We start from the raw sequence: 1,734 nt of genomic DNA, 5'->3' as shown, positions 1-1,734 counted from the left end.
CCACAGGCCGGCGAAGACCGGGGTGGTGTACGACTCCCCGGCCCGGAGCCTCAGCAGCCCCGAGTCGTCGTACCCGGCGCCGCCGGTGATCTGCACGCGCGCGTCCGGGAGCTGGGCGACGGCGATCCGCCAGGAGCCGGACCAGCCCAGCGCGCAGCCGTAGACCTCGCCGTGCTCCTCGGTGGCGTCGGTGTCGAGGGCGACCCAGGGCAGGTGCTGGTGGCCGGTGTGGCCGCGGCGGCTGCCGAGGACCTTCTCGCCGTAGGTGAGGCCGGTGCGCACCAGGCGGGACTCGGCGGCCCAGCGGCCGTGCAGCTGGGACAGCCGCCAGCCCTCGCGGTGGGGCAGGGTCCAGGTGGCGGAGTCGGCGCGCAGCAGCTCCACGGTGTCGGGGCCCTGGTTGTCGAGGGTGACCCAGCGCTCGACGACATCGCCGCGCATGCGGTAGTGCAGGGTGATGCCCAGCCCCGAGTCGTTGAACCGCAGCCGGAGTTCACCGCCCCCGGTCCGGCAGCTCTCGAAGGTCCACTCGGTACCGCGCCGTTCGGCGGTGCGCACGGACAGCGCGGGCCGTACGAAGCGGGGGCCGCCCTCGACGGGGTACTCCTCGTGCCCGTCGAGCCGGGACTCGAAGGGGTGGTGGTCCGGCAGCGGCCGGGCGGCCAGGGCCTCGGCGTCGGCGAGCTCGATGCGTGGGCCCCAGTGCAGGTGGCGCAGTTCGCCGTGCTCGGTGAGATGGACGGCGTAACCGCTCGTGGGCCCGGTCAGCAGCCACGTACGGCCGTCGTCAGCGGTCTGAAGCATGCTTCCCCCACAGATCCGAACAGGTCCGCGCAAGCATGGACATCATCCGGGTGGAGGGGCTGCCGGGCAACGCCTGTGGACAACTCGTTGCCCCAGGAAGCCGTGTCGTATGGTCGAAGCCGCGCCCGCCGGCGAGCCGTGACGGCGGGGCCGAAAGGGAGGAGTTCCCGTGACGCAGGTCCCCTCGACCGAGCCCGAGCTGGCCGGAGTGCGCAACTTCCGTGACGTGGGCGGGCTGCCGACCGTGGACGGACGACGGGTGCGTCAGGGGGTGCTGTTCCGCAGCGGCCATCTCGCGCACGCGACCGACGAGGACGCCGCCTTCCTCGGCGCCCTGGGCCTGCACACGATCTTCGACTTCCGCAACGCGGCCGACGTCACGCTCGAGGGACCGGACGTCGAGCTGCCCGGGGTGCGCCACGTGAGCCTGCCGCTGAGCGACCCGGCGGACGGCGCGGAGTTCTGGAGGATGGTCCGCGACGGCGACCTCGACCAGCTGCGCGGCATCCTGGCCGACGGCAAGGGCGCGCACCGGATGATCGCCTCCTACCGCATGATCATCAAGGAGCGCACCGGCGAGCACTCCCGGGTGCTGCACGCGCTCGCCGACGACAGCGTCCCGGTCCTGATGCACTGCGCCGCGGGCAAGGACCGCGCGGGCCTGTCGATCGCGGTGACGCTGCTCGCCCTGGGTGTGGAGCGGGACGCGATCGTCGAGGACTACCTGGAGTCGAACGCCAAGCACCGCCGCTACAAGGTGCGCCGCAGCGGCACCTCGCCCTCCGCCTACTCCCCCGAGGTCATGGAGCTGCTCAGCCCCCTGTTCGACGCGCGTGCCGAGTACCTGGCGGCGGCCCTGGAGACCATCGAGGAGACCTGGGGCGGCGTCGACCCCTACCTGGAGCGCGGACTGCGGCTGGCCCCCGAGAC

At 72.9% G+C, this 1,734-nt stretch carries 2 protein-coding genes; one reads left to right on the top strand and one right to left on the bottom strand.

Going from position 1 to position 1,734, the window contains the following annotated elements; all coding sequences use genetic code 11:
- On the bottom strand, positions 1 to 804 hold an 804-nt coding region (locus tag RH94_RS41985; protein ID WP_324614219.1), incomplete at its 3' end, for a glycoside hydrolase family 36 N-terminal domain-containing protein.
- A gap of 169 nt (positions 805 to 973) precedes the next feature.
- Here RH94_RS41985 and RH94_RS02200 point away from each other — a divergent pair.
- The coding region (locus tag RH94_RS02200) for a tyrosine-protein phosphatase (protein ID WP_073945996.1) at positions 974 to 1,734 on the top strand (761 nt) is incomplete at its 3' end.

The organism is Streptomyces kebangsaanensis, from assembly GCF_001906585.1.
Lineage (GTDB): Bacteria > Actinomycetota > Actinomycetes > Streptomycetales > Streptomycetaceae > Streptomyces > Streptomyces kebangsaanensis.
This window is presented reverse-complemented; position numbering and strand designations above follow the sequence as displayed.